The sequence below is a fragment of the Kitasatospora azatica KCTC 9699 genome, from assembly GCF_000744785.1.
Classification (GTDB): domain Bacteria; phylum Actinomycetota; class Actinomycetes; order Streptomycetales; family Streptomycetaceae; genus Kitasatospora; species Kitasatospora azatica.
Genome location: NZ_JQMO01000003.1, coordinates 4,915,114 through 4,933,865 on the forward strand (window position 1 = coordinate 4,915,114; position 18,752 = coordinate 4,933,865).

Below are 18,752 nucleotides of genomic sequence, written 5' to 3' on the forward strand. Positions count from 1 at the left end.
TACCTGCTTGCTTTGTTCTACCAAGTAGGCACTTGGAAAGTCCAACCTATTGGCTATGCTGATGCCATGTCACGCCGAAGCTACGACCAGTACTGCGCGATTGCCCGGGCCCTGGACGCGGTGGGGGAACGCTGGAGCCTCCTGATCGTCCGCGAGTTGCTCGGCGGCCCGCGCCGCTACACCGACCTGCACGCCGATCTGCCCGGGGTCAGCACCGACATCCTGGCCGCCCGGCTCAAGCAGCTCGAGGCGGAGGGCGTGGTGCTGCGGCGCAAGCTGGAGCGGCCGGCCAACGCGACGGTCTACGAGCTGACCGAGCACGGGTCGGCGCTGCGCGAGGTGGTCGTCGCGCTGGGGCAGTGGGGACTGGCCGCGCTCGGGGAGCAGCGGCCGACGGATGCCGTGCGCGAGCACTGGGTGACCACTCCGGTTCACTGACCCGCGAGTAGCATCGGGGGGCGATGAGTACCCCCACACCTTTCACCAGCTATGTCGCGGTCGGTGACTCCTTCACCGAAGGCATGTGCGACGACCTGCTCCCCGACGGCCACTACCGTGGCTGGGCCGACCGTCTGGCCGCCGCGCTCGCGGCGGAAGTCGCGCCCGCCGACTTCCGGTACGCCAACCTCGCCGTGCGCGGGAAGCTGATCGGGCAGATCAGCGGCGAACAGCTGGACCCGGCGGTCGCCCTCGGCGGAGAGCTGGTCACCCTGGCCGGCGGGCTGAACGACGTGCTGCGGCCCGGCTGCGACATCGCCCGGGTGGAGGCGCAGCTCGGGGCCGCCGCCGAGAAGCTGCTCGCCACCGGCGCCACCGTGGTGCTGTTCACCAGTACCGACCCGACCCGCCGGATGGCCGGCGGCGCCCGGCTGATGCCGGCCATCCAGCGGCTCAAGGCCTTCGTGGAGCAACTCGGTGAGCACCCGCGGGTGGCCGTGGTCGACCTCTTCTCGGCCGACTGCTTCGACGACCGCCGGCTCTGGGCCGAGGACCGGCTGCACCTCTCCCCGGAGGGCCACCGCCGGGTCGCCGAGGCGGTGTTGCAGGCGCTCGGCCGCCCGGCCGCCTTCGACTGGCGGGCGCCGCTGCCGGCCGCCGCACCGGTGAGCCGCCCGGCCAAGCTCCGCAGCGACCTGCGCTGGCTGTGGATTCACGTCGGCCCGTGGCTGGTCCGGCGGGTGACGGGCCGTTCGTCCGGCGACGGGCGCCCGCCCAAGCGCGCCGAACTGCTGCCCTACGAGGGCTGAAGTCCCTATGATCGGCAACCGTGACCGACGCCACCGCAACCGCGAGCTACCGCGCCGCCCGTGACCTCCTGCTGGGCCGGGAGGAGTTCTCCTGGCCCGTCATCGAGGGACGCTTCAACTGGGCGACCGACTGGTTCGATGCCATCGCCCGCGGCAACCGGCGCACCGCGCTGTGGATCGTGGAGGAGGACGGCAGCGAGGCGAAGTACAGCTTCGACACCCTCGCCCACCGCTCCGACCAGGTCGCCCACCAACTGGCCGGACTCGGGGTCGGAAAGGGCGACCGGGTGCTGCTGATGCTCGGCAACCAGGTCGAGCTGTGGGAGACGATGCTCGCGGCGATGAAGCTCGGCGCGGTGATCATGCCGACCACCACCGCGCTCGGCCCCGCCGACCTGGCCGACCGGATCCGGCGCGGCGGCGCCCGGCACGTGGTGGCGAACGCGGCCGACACCGCCAAGTTCACCGAGGACGACGGCCTGACCCGGATCGTGGTCGGCGGGGCCGCGTCGGGCTGGACCTCGTTCGAGGCCGCCTACGAGCTCGCGCGGCCGGCCCCGTTCAGCGCCGTCACCGGGCCCGAGGACCCGCTCCTCGTCTACTTCACCTCGGGCACCACCAGCCGCCCCAAGATGGTCCAGCACACCCAGGTCTCCTACCCGGTCGGCCACCTCACCACGATGTACTGGGCCGGCCTGCGGCCCGGCGACGTGCACCTCAACATCAGCTCACCGGGCTGGGCCAAGCACGCCTGGAGCTGCTTCTTCGCGCCGTGGATCGCCGAGGCGACGATCTTCGTCCACAACTACACCCGGTTCGACGCGGCGAAGCTGGTCGAGCAGCTGCACCGGGCCGAGGTGACCACCTTCTGCGCGCCGCCGACCGTGTGGCGGATGCTGATCCAGACCGACCTGTCGGCCGGTCCCGGCTCGCTGCGCGAGCTGTTCGCGGCCGGCGAGCCGCTCAACCCCGAGGTGATCGCGCAGATCGAACGGCACTGGGGGCTGACCATCCGGGACGGCTTCGGGCAGACCGAGACCACGCTGCTGATCGGCAACACGCCCGGGGCGGCGGTCAAACCGGGATCGATGGGGCGGCCGCTGCCCGGCGTGCCGGTGGTGCTGGTCGACCCGGTCACCGGCAAGCCCGCCGAGGAGGGCGAGATCTGCCTGGACCTGACTCGCCGCCCGCTCAACCTGATGACCGGCTACCTCGGCGACGAGGAGCGCAACGCCGAGGCGATGGCGGGCGGTTACTACCACACCGGCGACGTGGCGAGCCGGGACGCGGACGGCTACATCACCTACATCGGGCGTACCGACGACGTCTTCAAGGCCTCCGACTACAAGGTCTCCCCGTTCGAGCTGGAGAGCGTGCTGATCGAGCACCCGGCGGTCGCCGAGGCGGCGGTGGTCCCGGCGCCCGATCCGACCCGGCTCGCGGTGCCCAAGGCGTACATCGCACTCGCGCCGGGTTGGGCGCCCGACCGGGAGACGGCGCTGGCGATCCTGCGCCACGCCCGGCAGAACCTGGCGCCCTACCTGCGGGTGCGGCGGCTGGAGTTCTTCGAGCTGCCGAAGACGATCTCCGGCAAGATCCGCCGGGTCGAGCTGCGGGCCCGCGAGGAGCAGGGCGGCGAGCTGAGCACCGAGTGGCGCGAGGAGCAGTTCCCCGAGCTCCGTCAGTAGCTCGTGCGGCAGTAGTTCGTGCGGCAGTGGCTCAAGCAACCGTGAGGGTGATCCGGATGCCCACGGTCCCGTCGGTGCCCCGGCGCAGCCTGCTGCCGAGCAGGGTGAGCCGCCCGAGCAGGCCGTACTTGCGGGCCAGCAGCGTGCGGTAGCGGGCCGTGCCGGCGGCGTCGAGGATCTCGGCGCTGCCGGGCACCGAGGCGCCGGTCGGCTTGCCGCGCACGTCGCAGGGGCCGACCAGGACGTCGGCGCGGCGCCGGATCCGCTTGACCTTCCAGGCGTCGGCGACCGTCCAGATGCCCAGCGCCGCGCCGTCGGGCACCACCCAGACCGGGGTGGCCACCGGCGTGCCGTCCTTCTTGTAGGACGTCACCAGCAGGTACTTGCCCCGGCCCAGCCGCTCGAGCAGCGAGTCATCCATACCCGGACCTTAGACCGCCCGGCGATTGGGGGGCGGCGTCGCAACGCCCGGACTCTCGCCTGAACGGCTTCTCCTCAGTCGCCAATGCTCCGCAGTGGCTCCCTCGTCGGCACCGCCCAGACTCGGCCCGGACGCCGCTCCTTCACCCACCCCCCAATCGCCGGGCGGTCTTACCGCCGGACCGGCTGACAACTGCCAGAATGCAGGGCGTACCCGCAAGGCAACTCTGGAGAAGGTGACCGGCTTCGTGACCACGCCAGCCGAAACAGCAGTCGGGCGACGGATCGCCGAGGAACTCGGGGTTCGCGAGGGGCAGGTGAAGGCGGCCGTCGAGCTGCTGGACGGTGGCGCGACGGTGCCGTTCATCGCCCGCTACCGCAAGGAAGTCACCGGTGAGCTGGACGACTCCCAGCTGCGCACGCTGGAGGAGCGGCTGCGCTACCTGCGCGAGCTGGAGGAGCGCCGCACCGCCGTCCTGGAGTCGATCGAGGCCCAGGGCAAGCTGGACGAGGCGCTGCGCGCGCAGATCCTGGCCGCCGACTCCAAGGCCCGACTGGAGGACATCTACCTCCCGTTCAAGCCCAAGCGGCGCACCAAGGCGCAGATCGCCCGCGAGGCCGGCCTCGAACCGCTGGCCGACACGCTGCTCGCCGACCCGGCGCAGGACCCGGCCGCACTCGCGGCAGGCTTCGTGAACGAGCAGGTCGCCGACGCGCCCGCCGCCCTGGAGGGCGCCCGGGCGATCCTGGTCGAGCGGTTCGGCGAGGACGCCGACCTGGTCGGCTCGCTGCGCGAGCGGATGTGGACCCGCGGCCGGGTGGTCGCCAGGGTCCGCGAGGGCAAGGAGCAGGAGGGCGCCAAGTTCGCCGACTACTTCGACTTCGCCGAGCCGTACACCAAGCTCCCCTCGCACCGGATCCTGGCCATGCTGCGCGGCGAGAAGGAGGAGGTGCTCGACCTCGACCTGTCGCCGCTCTCCGCGGAGGACACCGACCTGCCCGGCGAGAACGACTACGAGCAGCGGATCGCCGCCCGGTTCGGCATCGCCGACCACGGCCGCCCGGCCGACAAGTGGCTCGGCGACACCGTCCGCTGGGCCTGGCGGACCCGGATCCTGGTCCGGCTCGGCCTCGACCTGCGCGGCCGGCTGCGCCAGGAGGCCGAGGACGAGGCGGTAAAGGTGTTCGCCGCCAACCTGCGCGACCTGTTGCTCGCCGCCCCCGCCGGCACCCGCGCCACCATGGGCCTGGACCCGGGCTTCCGCACCGGCGTCAAGGTCGCGGTGGTGGACGCCACCGGCAAGGTGGTCGCGCACGACACCATCTACCCGCACCAGCCCGCCAACAAGTGGGACGCCTCGATCGCCACCCTGGCGGCGCTGGCCGCCAAGCACCAGGTCGACCTGATCGCGATCGGCAACGGCACCGCCTCGCGGGAGACCGACAAGCTGGCCGAGGACCTGATCAAGCGTCACCCGGAGCTGAAGCTCACCAAGGCGATGGTCTCCGAGGCCGGCGCCTCGGTCTACTCCGCCTCGGCCTTCGCCTCCCAGGAACTGCCCGAGCTCAACGTCTCGATCCGCGGCGCCGTCTCGATCGCCCGCCGGCTGCAGGACCCGCTGGCCGAGCTGGTGAAGATCGACCCCAAGTCGATCGGCGTCGGCCAGTACCAGCACGACCTGAGCGAACTGAAGCTGTCCCGCTCGCTGGACGCCGTGGTCGAGGACTGTGTGAACGCGGTCGGCGTGGACGTGAACACCGCCTCCGCCCCGCTGCTCACCCGGGTCTCCGGGGTGACCGCCACGCTGGCCGAGAACATCGTGTCGCACCGCGACGCCAACGGCCCGTTCCGCACCCGCAAGGCGCTCAAGGACGTGGCCCGGCTCGGCCCGAAGGCCTTCGAGCAGTGCGCGGGCTTCCTGCGGATCCCCGGCGGCGACGACCCGCTGGACGCCTCCGCCGTGCACCCCGAGGCCTACCCGGTGGTGCGCCGGATCCTGGCCAGCACCGGCGGCACGGTCAAGGAGCTGATCGGCAACGGGACGGCGCTGCGCGCGCTGCGCCCGGCCGACTTCGCGGACGAGACCTTCGGTGTGCCGACCGTCACCGACATCCTGGGCGAGCTGGACAAGCCCGGTCGCGACCCGCGCCCGGCGTTCCGCACGGCCACCTTCAGGGAGGGCGTCGACAAGATCGGCGACCTCGAGGTGGGCATGGTGCTGGAGGGCGTGGTGACCAATGTGGCCGCGTTCGGCGCCTTCGTGGACGTGGGCGTGCACCAGGACGGGCTGGTCCATGTGTCGGCGCTGTCGACGAAGTTCGTCAAGGACCCGCGCGAGGTGGTCAAGTCGGGCGACGTGGTGCGGGTCCGGGTGGTCTCGGTGGACGTGCCGCGCAAGCGGATCGGGCTGACGCTGCGGCTGGACGAGGAGGTGCCGGCCGCGAAGCCCGCCCAAGGCGGCGGTCGGGAGGGCGGTGCCCGCGAGGGTGGCGGCCGTGACGGTGGCCGCGACCGCGGGCCGCGCCCGCCGCGGCAGGACCGGCGCGGTGGCGGCGGTTCCGCTGCGGCGCCGGTGGTCAACAGCGCGATGGCCGACGCGCTGCGCCGGGCGGGCCTGGGCAAGTAGCGCCGTGCCGAGGCGGGGTGTGCGAGAACCTCTCGCACACCCCGTCCCCGTACCGCCGCTAGCGCGCGCCTCGTTGCTCGGCCGCGAGCCGGACCAGCTCGCCCCACCAGGCCTCGCGCCCGTTCACCAGCAGCTTGCAGGCCTCGGCCACCGTCATGGCGCGCACCTCCACGACCTCCTCGCCGTCCTCGGGATTGGTCGGCGCCGAGTCCACCGTCACCTCGGCCCAGCCCCAGAGCCAGGCCTTCACCGGGTGCGGCTGCCAGGGCCGGTACGGGGTCGGACGGTCCGTCACCGCGCGGTGCGCGCCCACCCAGACCGGCTCGCCGAGCAGCCGTGCGCCGGCCTCCTCGCGCAACTCACGGGCCAGGCAGTCGAGTACCGACTCGGCCGGCTCCCGGGTGCCGCCCGGCAGGAACCAGTGGTTGCGGGCGTCCCGGCAGAGCACCACCCGCTGGTCCGGGGTGAACCCGATCAGGTGGATATTGGTGATCAGTTCGTCGGGCGGGAGCTCGGTGGCGAACTGGGCGTCGATACCACCCCACTCCCAGCGCTGGGGCGCGAAAAGCGCAGGAAATCGGTCCTCGGGCGGGCTGGCGAGCTCAGTCGTTTCCGTCATCGGGTGATCGTAGTCCGGGTCCCGCCGTCGATGTGTCCGGTGATCACCGACCGTGTGCGCATCGTATGGTGCTGACGAAAAGTCAGTTGGTGCTGTCGAGGCCACAGGAGACGGATGAGATGGCAGTGCTCTGCAGGCCGGCGACCGAGGTCCCGGAACACGTCATCACGATGGACGACACGCTGGCGATCGCCCGCGAGCTGCACCGGGACCACCCGGACCTGGACCTGGTGTTACGGCTGATCAGCCACACGGGGGTGCGCAAGCGACATCTGGTCCAGCCGATCGAACGCACCCTGAACCACCCCGGCTTCGAGTCCCGCAACGAGCTCTTCCTCGCCGAGGCCAAGAAGCGGGTGCCGCCGGTGGTGCGCCGGGCGTTGGACCACGCGGCGCTGCGGGTCGAGGACATCGACCTGATCGTCTTCGTCTCCTGCACCGGGTTCAGCATGCCCTCACCGACCGCCTGGCTGATCAACGAGATGGGATTTCGGCCGCAGACCCGGCAGTTGCCGATCGCCCAGCTCGGCTGCGCGGCCGGCGGCGCCGCCGTCAACCGCGCCCACGACTTCTGCACCGCCTACCCCGACCGCAACGCCCTGGTGGTGGCCTGCGAGTTCTGCTCGCTCTGCTACCAGCCCACCGACCTCGGCGTCGGCCAGCTGCTCTCCAACGGCCTGTTCGGGGACGCGGTGGCAGCAGCCGTGGTGCGCGGCGGGCAGGACGGTCTCGGGGTCCGACTGGAGCGCAACGGCTCCTACCTGATCCCGCACACCGAGGAGTGGATCTCCTACGCCGTCCGCGCCACCGGCTTCCACTTCCAGCTGGACAAGCGGGTGCCCGGGACCATGGAGCCGCTCGCCCCGGTCCTGGAGGAACTCGCCGAGGCGCACCAGTGGAAGGTCGCCGACCTGGACTTCTACATCGTCCACGCGGGCGGCCCGCGGATCCTGGCCGACCTCGGCCGGTTCCTCAACGTCCCCGCCGAGGCCTTCCGGCACAGCCGGGACACGCTGACCGAGTACGGCAACATCGCCAGCGCCGTGGTGCTGGACGCGCTGGGCAGGCTGTTCGAGGAGGACACCGCCCTGGACGGGCACCGCGGCATCCTGGCCGGGTTCGGACCGGGGATCACCGCCGAGGTGGCGCTGGGCAGTTGGAACGACCGACGGAGTGACGAGCGATGAACCGACCCCCGGTCACCCGGTGGACCGTCGATCACCTGGACGAGCTGGCCGTCGACCCGGTGCTGCTCGACGCAGTGGCCCGCGAGACGCCGGGAAGGGTCGCCCTGCAGTACGGCGAAGGGGACGCCTGGCTGGTCGGCAGGTACGCCGACGTCACCAAGGTCACCTCGGACGCCCGGTTCGGCCGGGCCGCGCTGCGGCAGCGGAACGTCACCCGGCTGGCCCCGAACCCGATTCCGCTGCACGATGCGGTCGGGCTGGCCGACCCGCCCGAGCACACCCGGCTGCGGCGCTCCGCCTCGCGCGCCTTCACCGCCCGGCGGATCGACCGGCTCCGGCCGCGCGCCGAGAAGCTGGCCGGGCGACTGCTGGACGGGATGGAGCAGGCCGGAGCGCCGGCCGATCTGCTGGCGCACCTGTACACCCCGTTCGCGCTGCACGGGATGAGCGAACTGATGGGCATCCCGGAGCCGGACCGCGCCCAGGTCGCCGAGTGGACCGGACAGATCATCACCTCCGCGGCGCTCCCGGAGGAGTGCGAGCGGGCCAAACGGGAGATCGGCGAGTACCTCGGCAGCCTGGTGGAGCAGCGGATGGCCGAGCCGCAGGACGACCTGCTCAGCCACCTGGTGGCGGGTGAGCAGGCGGGGGAGCTGAACCGGTCCGAGCTGGTCGCCTTCGCGGTGTTGATGCAGATCAGCGGGATGAACGCGGTCCGGTTCAACAGTGCCACCATGGGCTACATCCTGCTCACCAGGCCGGAGTTGTGGCAGCGGCTGCTCGCCGAGCCGGAGCTGCTGCCGCAGGCGGTGGAGGAGCTGCTGCGCTGGCTGCCGCACCGCAACGCCACCGGACAGGCCCGGATCGCCACCGAGGACGTGGAGTTGGGCGGGGTACTGGTCAAGGCCGGGGAGGCGGTGCACTCCTCCTATCTGGCGGCCAACCGCGATCCGGCGGTCTTCGACCGGCCGCACGAGCTGGACTTCGACCGGCACCCCAACCCGCACCTCGCCTTCGGGCACGGCCCGCACTACTGCGTGGGCGCGGCCTTCGCGCGGATGGAGACGCAGGTGATGCTGCGCGCGCTGCTGGACCGCTTCCCGCGGCTGCGGTTGGCCGTACCGGCGTCCGAGATCCGTTGGCGCAAGGGCGAGTTGATCCGTGGACCGGGCGAGCTCCCGGTGGCCTGGTGAGCGGGCTGGTGCTGCCGCCGGGCGGCGGGCGGCAGTTGACCGGCCCGGCGCAGCACGTGACCTTCAAGATCACCGGAGCGCGGAGCACGGTCGGCTCGCTCTTCGAGGTGGTGGTGCCGGTCGGCTTCGACGTCGGCGCGCACCGGCACACCAGGAGCGAGGAGTTCTTCTACGTGCTGGACGGGGAGGTGGACCTGTTCGCCTTCGAACCGGTGGTGCGGACGGCCGGCGACTGGTCCGACTGGCGTTCGGCGGACGGCGAGACGGTGCGCCGCGGCACTCGCGGTGCGCTGATCCACATCCCGCCGGGCTGCCCGCACGGCTTCGCAAACGCCGGGCATACGCCGGCCCGGCTGCTCTTCCAGGCCGCGCCACCGCCGGACCACGAGCGCTACTTCGAGGAACTCCTGGCCCTGCTCGCGGACGGACCGCCGGTGGCGCCGGAGGCGGTGGAGGAGCTGCGGCGCCGCTACGACATCGAGCAGCTGACGCCGCTCAAGCCGGGAGTGCCGCTGCCGGAAACCCCGCTGCCGGAAACTCCGCTGCCGGAAACCCCGTTGCCTCCCGGGTGACCCCGGCCTACCGTGCGGGCATGCTGCTGCGCTCCGCCGTCGAGTCCGACCTCGACCGCTTCCTGCCCCTGCTGGTCGCCGACCCCGGCTGCTCGACCGTCACCGCCGAGAGCTACCGGACCAAGCTGGCAAGCGGTGAGTACCGCCTCGACCGGACCTGGCTGGCCGAACAGGACGGCGACCTGCGCGCCGTCGCCGTCTGGTGGGGTGGCGCCGGCTCCGCCGCGCCGCAGGCGCTGGACGGGATCTTCACCCATCCCGCCGTCGGCACCGGGCCCGAGCGCACCGCGCTGGCGGCCGAGCTGCTGCGGGCCGCGCACACGGCCTTCGGCGACTCGCCGAGCTACCACGTCTTCCTGCCCGGCGACTGGCGCGAGCAGCCGGCGGTGCTGGCGGCGCTGACCTGGCGTCAGCAGGCGGCCCGGCAGGCGGGGCTCACCGGCGAGCTGGAGCGACTGCGGTTCGAGTGGCGCCCGGAGGTCTGCCCCGAACCCGCGCCGCCCGGCACCGGGCTGGAGTTCGCCGAGGAGCCGGACGACGAGGTCTTCGTCGAGCTGTTCCGCCGGGTGATCGCCGGCAGCCTGGACTCCGACAGCACCACCGGGGCCGCCAAGGTCGGGGCCGAGCAGCAGGCCCGCGAGGACGTCGCGTTCTACCGCGACGAGATGCTCGGCGAGCGCTCCTGGTGGCGGGTGGCCCGCAACGCGGCCGGCGAGCTGGTCGGCTTCGGGCTGCCCTCGCGCAACCACTCCTTCCCGGTGGTCGGCTACCTCGGGGTGCTCCCCGAACACCGCGGCCACGGCCACGCGGAGTCCATCCTCGCCGAGATCACCCGGATCCTGATCGCCGAGACCGCCCCCGCCGAGATCCGCGCCGACACCGACCTCGGCAACCACCCGATGGCCGCCGCCTTCCTCCGCACCGGCTACCGCAACAGCGCCCGGCGACTGGTGCTGTCTGCGGACTGAGCGGGTCCGTCACGAGTGGGGTACTCCCCAAGTGAGAGGGGATGCGGCACTCTGGTGCTGTCCACTTACTCGCGAGTAGGGAGCAGGCCGTGCCGCACACCCACGAGGTCACCAACCAGGTCCCGCCGCCGTACGGCCACAACACCGCCGAGGATCCGGCGCTGCTGGCCGCGCTGCACCGGGCGGGGGCCGGGTGGGCGGAGCCGGAGCTGCGGGAGCTGGGCGCGCTGGCCGGGACCGAGCAAGCGGCGGACTGGGGGCGGCTGGCCAACGAGAACGAGCCGGTGCTGCACACCCACGACCGCTACGGGCACCGGATCGACGAGGTCGAGTTCCACCCCGCCTGGCACCAGCTGATGGGCGTGGCCGTCGAGCACGGCCTGCACGCCGCCCCCTGGCAGGACCCGCGCCCGGGTGCGCACACCGCCCGGGCAGCCAAGTTCTACCTGTGGAGCCAGGTCGAGGCCGGGCACGGCTGCCCGATCTCGATGACCTACGCGGCCGTCCCGGCGCTGCGCACCACCCCCGCACTGGCCGACTGGCTGGAGCCGCTGCTCGCCTCCACCGTCTACGACTTCGGGCTGCGCGAGCCGCACGGCAAGCGCGGGCTGATCGCGGGCATGTCGATGACCGAGAAGCAGGGCGGCTCGGACGTGCGCGCCAACAGCACCGTGGCGCTGCCGGCCGGCGACGGGACCTACCACCTCACCGGCCACAAGTGGTTCACCTCGGCGCCGATGTCCGACGTCTTCCTGACCCTGGCTCAGGCACCCGGCGGGCTGAGCTGCTTCGTGCTGCCCCGGGTGCTGCCGGACGGCACCCGCAACGCGCTGCGGATCCAGCGGCTCAAGGACAAGCTGGGCAACCGCTCCAACGCCTCCGCCGAGCTGGAGTACGAGGAGGCGGTCGGCTGGCTGGTCGGCGAGGAGGGCCGCGGGGTGCGGACCATCATCGAGATGGTCAACATGACCCGCCTGGACTGCACCCTCGGCGCCGCCGCCGGCATGCGGCTGGGCGTCCAGCGGGCGGTCCAGCACGCCGAGCACCGGCGGGCGTTCGGCAAGGAGCTGATCCACCAGCCGCTGATGCGCAATGTGCTGGCGGACCTGGCCCTGGAGTCGGAGGCGGCCACCACGGTCGCGCTGCGGCTGGCCGAGGCGACCGACCGCGCCGTGGGCGGCGACGAGGGCGAGGCGGACTTCCGGCGCCTGGCGCTCGCGGTCACCAAGTACTGGGTCTGCAAGCGCGGCCCGGCGCACGCGGCCGAGGCGCTGGAGTGCCTGGGCGGCAACGGCTACGTCGAGGAGTCCGGCATGCCGCGGCTCTACCGGGAGGCGCCGCTGGTGTCGATCTGGGAGGGCTCGGGCAATGTCGCCGCGCTGGACGCGCTGCGCGCGATGGCCCGCAGCCCGCAGTCGGTGGAGGCGTACTTCGCGGAGCTGGACGCGGTGGCCGGCGCCGACCGGCGGCTGGACGCGGCGGTGGCGGAGCTGCGCAAGCAGCTCGGTGACCTCAGCGAGGTGGAGTACCGCACCCGGCGGCTGGTCGAGTCGATGGCGCTGACCCTGCAGGGCGCGCTGCTGGTGCGCCACTCCAGCCCGGCGGTGGCGGACGCCTTCTGCGCCTCCCGGCTGGGCGGCGACCACGGCAACGCGTTCGGCACGCTGCCGGCCGGAGTGGACACCGAGACGGTCATCTCGCGGGCGCGGATGGTCTCCTGAGGCGGTGAGCTGGGCGCCGGCCAGCCGGTCGGCGCCCCGCTCGTCAGCCCGGGTACGTCAGCCCGTGTACTTCGCGAAGATCTTCGAGAAGTCGAAGGGCTGCTGCGGCACATTGGTGCACTTGTACAGCGCGCCACCGGTGCAGGCGTTGGCGTCCCGGCTCATCTCCCAGAAGGCCAGCTCACCGAGGTGGTGCTGCTGGGCGAAGGTGACCACCTGCCGGGCGGCGGCCTGGTCGAAGATCTGGTGGTCGTCGTTCTCACCGATCATCGGGGTGACGCCGACCGCGGCCCAGAGCTGGGCGTCGGTCCTGGCCGGGTAGAGCGTCCGCAGCTGGTCGTGGGTGCTCTGCGCGGCCTGGACGGCGGCGGTGCCGTAGTTGGTGCCCGGGCGGCCGTAGTCCATCGCCATCACGTTGACCAGGTCCAGGCTGACCCCGGCGTTGATCGCGGAGCGGACGACGGCCACACCCTCCGAGGTCAGGCCCTCGGGCAGCACCGGCAGGGTGAGCGAGACCTTCAGCCCGGGGTGGGCCTGCTGCAGCTTGGCCAGCGCGGCCGAGCGGCGGTCGTTGGAGGCGGTGTCGGAGACCGCCGCGCCCTCGATGTCGAAGTCGACGTACTTCAGGTCGTACGCCTTGACCACGGCGTCGTACTCGGCGAAGAGCGAGTCCACCGTCGAGCAGGCGGCGGCGAGTTCGGTGCCGGAGGCGCCGCCGAAGGAGACCTTGACGTCCCCGCCGGCCGCCCGGACCGCGTCGATCTGGTCCTTCGCCCAGGCTGCCCGCGGGTCGTAGGCGTTGAACCAACTGGCCTTGCAGCCCACGCTGGTGACGAAGGCGAGGGTGAAGGACCTGATGCCGCTGCCGCTGGCGTCGGCGGTCAGCGAGGGGGTCGGCCAGGCGCCCATGTCCACGTACGGGGCCACCGGCACGGCCAGGTTCGGCGGCGGGCTGGTCTGGGTGGGTGTCGAGGTGGGCGTCGGCGTCGGGGTGGGCGTCGGGGTGGCGGTGGTCGTCGACGTGGGCGTGGGCGTCGGAGTGGGCGTCGGGGTGGAGCCGCCGCCGGGCCCGCTGAGCACCACGTCGTCCGCCAGGTAGGAACCCTGCCCGTACCAGCCGTGCAGGTAGACGGTCACGCTGGTGGTGCTCGGCCCGGTGGTGAAGCCGCCGTTGAGCTGGGTCCAGGAGGTCGCGCTCGGCGTCCAGACCTGAGGGTCCGTCACTCCGCTGCCGGTGGCGCCGAGGTAGACGTAGCTGCCCTGCACCCAGGCGCTCAGCGTGTAGCTGGTGTTGGGCTGGACGGCGACGGTCTGGCTGCACTGGGCGTTGTCGCTGCCGCTCGCGGCCCCTTGCAGGGCGCCGCTGCCGGAGTGGGTGGGGGAGGAGACCACCGAGCCGGTGGCGCCCGAGCAGGTCCAGGAGCCGAGGCCGCTCTCGAAGCCGGGGTTGCCGAGCAGGTTGGCGGTGGCCGCGTCGGCGCCGACGGCGAGAGCGGCGATGCCCCCGGTGGCGAGCAGGGCGGCGCAGCCCAGCGAGAGCAGTTTGGCCCGGCGGGGGACGGCCTGGCGGTGGAGCGCGCGTGGCATGGGGGTGCCTTTCGGACGTGTGGGGGTCCGCCGAAAACGACGTACGCCCAAAATGGACTAGACCAACTGGGCGCGTCAAGGCATCGGTTGGGGGCGGGGTGAGCTTTACGTCCGACTTAAGGTTCCCGCCGGCGGATCGGTGTCAGCGGTCGGCCAACTCCTTGATCCAGATGAGCTTCTGGCCGGTCTCGGCGGGGGCCTCGGCCGGCTCCTGGGCCACCCGGTCCAGCCGGTAGCCGAGCTTGCGCGGCACGGCGGCACTGGCGGCGTTCGCCTGGTCGCAGTGGATCTCCACCCGCTCGACCTCGGGGAGCGCGAAGGCGGCCTCGGTCAGCGCGGCGGCGCCGTTGGTGGCCAGCGAGCGGCCGGTGTGGTCCTGGTCCACCCAGTAGCCGATCTCCAGGGCGCCCGGGCCGATCCGCCGGTGCAGGCCGAACATGCCCAGGATGCCGGCCGGTTGGTCGGCCCGGCTGAGCACGTACATGAAGTCCGAGCCGCTCTCCCAGAGTTCCCAGCCGCGCTTGGTCATCTCGGCGCTGCGCGCCAGGGTCGGGGTGCTGGCGGCCCAGGCCATCCACGGGCGCAGGTGCGCGATGTTGCGGACGATCACCTCGTTGATCGTGGCGGCGTCGTCCAGGGTGCGCCGGCGCAGGATGTAGCCGTCGGGCAGGTCGAGCCACTCGGGCGGGCGAGAGCTGGTCAGCGGCGCGGCTTCGACAGGGCCGTCGGCAGTGTGGTTCATGACAAGTATCATCGCAGTTGATTCTCGCCGCTGACCAGCTAATTCGTCGCCCGCTCAGAGGCGCACCAGTACCTCGTCCAGTTCCTTGCGGTGAAGATCGGGCACCAGTGCGCCGTCGGCCGGGTAGCCGACCGGGATCACATAGGCGGCGCGCTCCTCCAGGGGGCGCTCGCAGACCTCTCCTCCGCCTCGGCCGCCTCGCGCAGGCGCCGCTTGCGCGCCGGATCGGTGACCACCACGAAGCGCCAGGGCTGGACGTGCGCGCCGCTGGGCGCGGTGGCGGCGGTGCGGATCGCCCAGTCCAGCACGCCCTCGGGGATCGGGCGGCGGTCGTAGTCGCGGACGGTGCGGCGCTGGGCCATCACCTGGTGGAAGGTCCTGGCGCGGTCCTCGGCCTGGTGGGCGGGCACGCTCATCGGACGCAGCGGGACGGCGGGGTAGGTCGTCATACGCGGAGTATGACGACCTGTCGAGTGGTCTAAATCTCCGTCAACTTCCCGTCCGCCACCGCGATCCGCCGGTTCACCGAGACCGCCTCCAGCATCCGGCGGTCGTGGGTCACCAGCAGCAGGGTGCCGGTGTACGAGGCCAGCGCCGCCTCCAACTGCTCGATCGCCACCAGGTCCAGGTGGTTGGTCGGCTCGTCCAGCACCAGCAGGTTCACCCCGCGGGCCTGCAGCAGCGCCAGCGCCGCCCTGGTCCGCTCGCCGGGCGAGAGGGTGTCGGCAGGGCGCAGCACGTGCGCGGCCTTCAGACCGAACTTGGCCAGCAGGGTGCGCACATCGGCCGGGTTCAGCTCGGGCACGGCCGCGCCGAAGGCGGCCAGCAGCGTCTCGCTGCCGAAGAACAGCCCGCGCGCCTGGTCCACCTCGCCGATCACCACGCCGGAGCCCAAGCTGGCCTGACCCGAGTCGAGTTCGAGCCGGCCCAGCAGGGCGGCCAGCAGCGTGGACTTGCCCGCGCCGTTGGCTCCGGTGATCGCCACCCGGTCCGCCCAGTCGATCTGCAGGTCCACCGGTCCGAAGCCGAACTCGCCGCGCCGGACCATGGCCTGACGCAGCGTCGCCACCACCGAGCCGGAACGCGGGGCGGCGGCGATCTCCATCCGCAGCTCCCACTCCTTGCGGGGCTCCTCGACCTCCTCCAGCCGTTCGATCATGCGCTGGGTCTGCTTGGCCTTGGCGGCCTGCTTCTCCGAGGAGGAGACCGCGGCGGCCTTGCGGATCTTGTCGTTGTCCGGGCTCTTCTTCAGCGCGTTGCGCACGCCCTTGTCCGCCCAGCCCTTCTGCATCCGGGCCCGGGCCTCCAGGCCCGCCCTGGTGTCGGCGTACTCGTCGTACTCCTCCCTGGCGTGCCGGCGGGCCCGGGCCCGCTCCTCCAGGTAGGCGTCGTAGCCGCCGCCGTACAGGTTGACCTGCTGCTGGGCCAGGTCCAGCTCCAGCACCCTGGTGACCGTGCGGGCCAGGAACTCGCGGTCGTGGCTGATCAGCACGGTGCCGGCGCGCAGGCCCTTGACGAAGGCCTCCAGCCGGTCCAGCCCGTCCAGGTCCAGGTCATTGGTGGGCTCGTCGAGCAGGAAGACGTCGTAGCGGGAGAGCAGCAGCGAGGCCAGACCCGCGCGGGCCGCCTGACCGCCGGAGAGCGAGGTCATCGGCTGGTCCAGGCTGACGGTCAGGCCGAGCGAGTCGGCGACCTGCTCGGCCCGCTCCTCCAGATCGGCGCCGCCCAGGTTGAGCCAGCGGTCCAGCGCGTCGGCGTAGGCGTCGTCGGCCCCGGGGCGGCCCTCGACCAGGCCCTCGGTGGCGGAGTCCAGCTCCTGCTGGGCGGCGGCCACCCCGGTGCGCCGGGCCAGGAAGTCGCGCACCGACTCGCCGGGGCGGCGCTCGGGCTCCTGCGGCAGGTGACCGACGGTGGCGGCGGGCGGGTTCAGCGTGATCGAGCCGCTCTCCGGCCGGTCGAGACCGGCCAGCAGACGCAGCAGCGTCGACTTGCCGGCACCGTTCACCCCGACCAGGCCGGTCACCTCGCCCGGGGCGACGACCAGGTCGAGGCCGGAGAAGAGGGTGCGGTCGCCGTGGCCGGCGGCGAGGTCCTTGGTGACGAGAGTGGCACTCATGATGGGGTCGATCCTAGACGGCGGCGGAAAATGCTTTGCGCCCGCGTGGGACGCCTCCTAGCCTCGTTCTCGTTGGTTCGCCGGAAATCGCTTCGCCCGGAACAGGAGAAGGCCGTTGCTCTACTGAGGTCCTGAGACACCGCTCCCGCGCTGAGTTCCCGCGCGGTCGATGGAGTGTGCCTTGCGATCTCGGTACGGAGCCTTCCGTTCCCCCTCGCCCTCCCCGCGGTGTCTCCCGTGTTGCGAGTACCGCGTCAGGCAACCTTCGCCCCGTCGCGACGCCCAGCACGCACTCTCGCCGCACCGGCCGAAAGCCCAAGTACGTCCAGTACGAGGACTTCCGGCCGGCACGCCGAGAGCACGCACCGGCCGCCGCTCCTTGACGGGCGAAGGTTGCCCGACCCGGCACTGGTTCCCATTCCGGCAACCCCGCAGGAGGCCACCATGGCACCGACCACCACCGCGATCCTCTGCACCGACCTCAGCTTCGAGTGGCCGGACGGCAAGCCCGTCCTGGACCGCTTCCACCTCGCCGTCGGCCCCGGCCGGACCGGTCTGATCGGCCTCAACGGGGCCGGCAAGTCCACCCTGCTGCGGTTGCTGGCCGGCGAGCTCACCCCGTCCGGCGGCAGCGTCAGGATCGGCGGCGAGGTCGGCTACCTGCCGCAGGACCTCGCGCTGGACACCGCCCTGCGGGTGGACGAGGCGCTCGGCATCCGGGAGCGCCGCGAGGCGCTGCACGCGATCGAGTCCGGCGACGTCGACGAGCGGCACTTCGCCGCGATCGGCGAGGACTGGGACGTCGAGGAGCGGGCCCGGGCCACCCTCGACAAGCTGGGCCTGGCCAGGCTCGACCTGGACCGCACCATCGGCGAGCTCTCCGGCGGTGAGGCGGTGCTGCTGCGGCTGGCGGCCCTGCTGCTGGAGCGCCCGGACGTGCTGCTGCTCGACGAGCCGACCAACAACCTGGACCGCGCGGCCCGGGCCCGCCTCTACGAGGCGGTGGCGAACTGGACCGGGGTCATGGTGATCGTCAGCCACGACCGCGAACTGCTCCGGCAGATGGACCAGATCGCCGACCTGCGGGACGGCGAGGTCACCTTCTACGGCGGCAACTTCGACGACTACGAGCAGGCCCTGGCGGCCGAGCAGGAGGCGGCCGAGCGGATGGTGCGGGCGGCCGAGGCCGACGTCCAGCGCCAGCAGCGGGACCTGACCGAGGCCAATGTGCGCCTCGCCCGCAGCGCAAGCTACGGCAAGAAGCGCTCCATCGCCCGGAAAGACCCGAAGATCGTCTCCGGGGCGCTGAAGCGCCAGGCCGAGAACACCGCGGGCCGGGTGCGCGGCATGCACTCCGAGCGCCTCGCCGAGGCCCGGGAGCGGTTGGACGCCGCCGAGGATGCGGTGCGCGACGACGCCGAGATCCGGATCGACCTGCCCCGCACCGAAGTCCCGGCCGGGCGCACGGTGTTGAGCATGGACAACGTCGAGCTCCCGTACGGCGCCACGGTCAAGCTCGACCTGCGCGGCCCCGAGCGGGTCGCCCTGGTCGGGCCGAACGGCGCCGGCAAGACGACCCTGCTGCGCACCATCGCCGGCGAACTGCGCCCGCCGGCCGGCGAGCTCACCACTCCGGTGCAGATCCGCTACCTGCCGCAGCGGCTCGACCTGCTGGACGACTCGCTCAGCGTGGTGGACAACGTCAAGGCGCTGGCCCCCACCATCGGGGACAACCAGGCCCGGGCCCGGCTCGCCCGGTTCCTGTTCCGCGGCGGGCGGGCCGACCAGCCGGCCGGCACGCTCTCCGGCGGCGAGCGGTTCCGGGCCACCCTGGCCGCGCTGCTGCTCGCCGACCCGCCGCCGCAGCTGCTGCTGCTCGACGAGCCGAGCAACAACCTGGACCTGGCCAGCATGCGCCAGCTCACCGAAGCACTGGAGGCCTACCGCGGCGCGTTGGTCGTGGTCAGCCACGACCTGGAGTTCCTGCGCCGTCTCGGACCCACCCGCTGGCTGCGGCTGGACCAGTCCGGGCTGCGCCAGGTGGCTCCGATGTGACGCAGGCAAG

At 72.4% G+C, this 18,752-nt stretch carries 15 protein-coding genes and 1 pseudogene; 10 read left to right on the forward strand and 6 right to left on the reverse strand.

Going from position 1 to position 18,752, the window contains the following annotated elements:
- Nucleotides 1-66: 66 nt before the first annotated feature.
- From BR98_RS32485 to BR98_RS32495, 3 genes are read left to right on the forward strand one after another with little or no spacing between them, the layout of a single operon-like run.
- Nucleotides 67-438 carry a winged helix-turn-helix transcriptional regulator gene (locus BR98_RS32485; protein WP_035850565.1) on the forward strand — a complete coding sequence of 124 codons (372 nt, stop codon included), beginning with the start codon at nt 67-69 and terminating at the stop codon, nt 436-438.
- Nucleotides 439-461: 23 nt separating this feature from the next.
- Nucleotides 462-1,247 carry an SGNH/GDSL hydrolase family protein gene (locus BR98_RS32490; RefSeq protein ID WP_035850566.1) on the forward strand — a complete coding sequence of 262 codons (786 nt, stop codon included), beginning with the start codon at nt 462-464 and terminating at the stop codon, nt 1,245-1,247.
- A 20-nt stretch (nt 1,248-1,267) separates the two neighbouring features.
- On the forward strand, nt 1,268-2,935 hold the full coding sequence (locus BR98_RS32495; RefSeq protein WP_035850569.1) for an AMP-binding protein: 1,668 nt from the start codon (nt 1,268-1,270) through the stop codon (nt 2,933-2,935).
- Nucleotides 2,936-2,966: 31 nt separating this feature from the next.
- On the opposite strand, the gene BR98_RS32500 is transcribed toward BR98_RS32495, so the two are convergent.
- A complete protein-coding gene (locus BR98_RS32500) occupies nt 2,967-3,356 on the reverse strand; it encodes a PPOX class F420-dependent oxidoreductase (protein WP_035850574.1) in 390 nt (129 codons plus the stop codon).
- A 247-nt stretch (nt 3,357-3,603) separates the two neighbouring features.
- Between BR98_RS32500 and BR98_RS32505 the strand changes: the two genes are divergently transcribed.
- A complete protein-coding gene (locus BR98_RS32505; RefSeq protein ID WP_035854602.1) occupies nt 3,604-5,982 on the forward strand; it encodes a Tex family protein in 2,379 nt (792 codons plus the stop codon).
- Between the two features lie 58 nt (nt 5,983-6,040).
- Here the strand turns inward: BR98_RS32505 and BR98_RS32510 are convergent, their stop codons facing one another.
- Nucleotides 6,041-6,601 carry an NUDIX hydrolase gene (locus BR98_RS32510; RefSeq protein ID WP_051970625.1) on the reverse strand — a complete coding sequence of 187 codons (561 nt, stop codon included), beginning with the start codon at nt 6,599-6,601 and terminating at the stop codon, nt 6,041-6,043.
- 119 nt (nt 6,602-6,720) lie between these two features.
- Between BR98_RS32510 and BR98_RS32515 the strand changes: the two genes are divergently transcribed.
- From BR98_RS32515 to BR98_RS32535, 5 genes are all read left to right on the forward strand, one after another.
- Nucleotides 6,721-7,788 (forward strand): type III polyketide synthase, encoded by a 1,068-nt coding sequence (locus BR98_RS32515; RefSeq protein WP_035850577.1) that lies wholly within the window; start codon nt 6,721-6,723, stop codon nt 7,786-7,788.
- Nucleotides 7,785-8,981, forward strand: coding sequence for a cytochrome P450 (locus BR98_RS32520; RefSeq protein ID WP_035850580.1), 1,197 nt, complete (start codon nt 7,785-7,787; stop codon nt 8,979-8,981). Before BR98_RS32515 ends, BR98_RS32520 begins: the two co-directional genes overlap by 4 nt.
- Nucleotides 8,978-9,553, forward strand: coding sequence for a cupin domain-containing protein (locus BR98_RS32525; RefSeq protein WP_063774873.1), 576 nt, complete (start codon nt 8,978-8,980; stop codon nt 9,551-9,553). Before BR98_RS32520 ends, BR98_RS32525 begins: the two co-directional genes overlap by 4 nt.
- 20 nt (nt 9,554-9,573) lie before the next feature.
- Nucleotides 9,574-10,521 (forward strand): GNAT family N-acetyltransferase, encoded by a 948-nt coding sequence (locus BR98_RS32530; protein WP_035854606.1) that lies wholly within the window; start codon nt 9,574-9,576, stop codon nt 10,519-10,521.
- A gap of 89 nt (nt 10,522-10,610) precedes the next feature.
- Nucleotides 10,611-12,242, forward strand: coding sequence for an isovaleryl-CoA dehydrogenase (locus BR98_RS32535; protein WP_035850583.1), 1,632 nt, complete (start codon nt 10,611-10,613; stop codon nt 12,240-12,242).
- A 57-nt stretch (nt 12,243-12,299) separates the two neighbouring features.
- Here the strand turns inward: BR98_RS32535 and BR98_RS37165 are convergent, their stop codons facing one another.
- The 4 genes and pseudogenes from BR98_RS37165 to BR98_RS32555 form a co-directional block, all read right to left on the reverse strand.
- Entirely contained in the window at nt 12,300-13,829 is a 1,530-nt protein-coding gene (locus BR98_RS37165; protein WP_035850588.1) for a carbohydrate binding domain-containing protein, read from the reverse strand.
- Between the two features lie 142 nt (nt 13,830-13,971).
- The gene (locus BR98_RS32545) at nt 13,972-14,571 is read right to left on the reverse strand and encodes a GNAT family N-acetyltransferase (protein WP_051970629.1); all 600 of its coding nucleotides are present in this window, start codon (nt 14,569-14,571) and stop codon (nt 13,972-13,974) included.
- Nucleotides 14,572-14,625: 54 nt separating this feature from the next.
- A pseudogene (locus BR98_RS32550) lies at nt 14,626-15,020 on the reverse strand (nitroreductase family protein).
- 29 nt (nt 15,021-15,049) lie between these two features.
- Complete coding sequence (locus BR98_RS32555; RefSeq protein ID WP_035850589.1) at nt 15,050-16,687, reverse strand: ABC-F family ATP-binding cassette domain-containing protein; 1,638 nt, start codon at nt 16,685-16,687, stop codon at nt 15,050-15,052.
- Nucleotides 16,688-17,131: 444 nt separating this feature from the next.
- On the opposite strand from BR98_RS32555, the gene BR98_RS32560 reads away from it, so the two are divergent.
- Nucleotides 17,132-18,742, forward strand: a complete 1,611-nt coding sequence (locus tag BR98_RS32560; RefSeq protein ID WP_051970633.1) for an ABC-F family ATP-binding cassette domain-containing protein — start codon at nt 17,132-17,134, stop codon at nt 18,740-18,742.
- Nucleotides 18,743-18,752: the final 10 nt, after the last annotated feature.

Coding starts and splice junctions, on each gene's coding strand:
- BR98_RS32485 (WP_035850565.1), top strand. CDS start 67: ATGTCACGCCGAAGCTACGACCAGTACTGCGCGATTGCCCGGGCCCTG.
- BR98_RS32490 (WP_035850566.1), top strand. CDS start 462: ATGAGTACCCCCACACCTTTCACCAGCTATGTCGCGGTCGGTGACTCC.
- BR98_RS32500 (WP_035850574.1), bottom strand. CDS start 3,356: ATGGATGACTCGCTGCTCGAGCGGCTGGGCCGGGGCAAGTACCTGCTG.
- BR98_RS32510 (WP_051970625.1), bottom strand. CDS start 6,601: ATGACGGAAACGACTGAGCTCGCCAGCCCGCCCGAGGACCGATTTCCT.
- BR98_RS32515 (WP_035850577.1), top strand. CDS start 6,721: ATGGCAGTGCTCTGCAGGCCGGCGACCGAGGTCCCGGAACACGTCATC.
- BR98_RS32520 (WP_035850580.1), top strand. CDS start 7,785: ATGAACCGACCCCCGGTCACCCGGTGGACCGTCGATCACCTGGACGAG.
- BR98_RS32530 (WP_035854606.1), top strand. CDS start 9,574: ATGCTGCTGCGCTCCGCCGTCGAGTCCGACCTCGACCGCTTCCTGCCC.
- BR98_RS37165 (WP_035850588.1), bottom strand. CDS start 13,829: ATGCCACGCGCGCTCCACCGCCAGGCCGTCCCCCGCCGGGCCAAACTG.
- BR98_RS32545 (WP_051970629.1), bottom strand. CDS start 14,571: ATGAACCACACTGCCGACGGCCCTGTCGAAGCCGCGCCGCTGACCAGC.
- BR98_RS32555 (WP_035850589.1), bottom strand. CDS start 16,687: ATGAGTGCCACTCTCGTCACCAAGGACCTCGCCGCCGGCCACGGCGAC.
- BR98_RS32560 (WP_051970633.1), top strand. CDS start 17,132: ATGGCACCGACCACCACCGCGATCCTCTGCACCGACCTCAGCTTCGAG.